Annotated in this window: 2 tRNA genes and 1 rRNA gene; all 3 read left to right on the top strand. The window is 40.3% G+C overall.

The window, feature by feature from the left end:
- A 16S ribosomal RNA gene (locus tag I6E70_RS20585) occupies positions 1-73 on the top strand; the annotation flags it as partial.
- A gap of 76 nt (positions 74-149) precedes the next feature.
- Positions 150-226, top strand: a tRNA-Ile gene (locus I6E70_RS20580).
- Positions 227-276: 50 nt separating this feature from the next.
- Positions 277-352, top strand: a tRNA-Ala gene (locus I6E70_RS20575).
- Positions 353-561: the final 209 nt, after the last annotated feature.

Raw genomic sequence — 561 nt, 5'->3', positions numbered from 1 at the left:
GGAGTGATTCATGACTGGGGTGAAGTCGTAACAAGGTAGCCCTAGGGGAACCTGGGGCTGGATCACCTCCTTATACGATTTAGAACTTATTTGTTCGTAGTGTCCACACAGATGATTGTTATTGTAAAGAGAACAACACTTATTGTTTTGGGTCTGTAGCTCAGCTGGTTAGAGCGCACCCCTGATAAGGGTGAGGTCGGTAGTTCAAATCTACTCAGACCCACCACTTCTTATCTAATTAAGAAGATGGTTAAAACAATAAGTACCAGCATATGTGGGGCTATAGCTCAGCTGGGAGAGCGCCTGCCTTGCACGCAGGAGGTCAGCAGTTCGATCCTGCTTAGCTCCACCACTTACTTCTTAAAAATAAATATTCTTTATCGGGCCATTAACCGCCTGAGAATAGAGTGTGTTTAATTTTGAGAAGTTTTTACATCTCTTGCTCTTTAAAAATTTGGAAAAGCTGATAATAAAATTCTGATAGATACATTGTATTTATCAAGAGTTTTCAAAAGTAAAAAAAGAATGGTAGCAGTACCATTCAGTGCCATTTAGTTAACT

The sequence above is a fragment of the Pseudoalteromonas sp. NGC95 genome, assembly GCF_015864705.1.
GTDB lineage: Bacteria > Pseudomonadota > Gammaproteobacteria > Enterobacterales > Alteromonadaceae > Pseudoalteromonas > Pseudoalteromonas arctica.
Note: the sequence above shows the minus strand (reverse complement) of the source record. Positions and strands in the feature narration are given on the sequence as shown.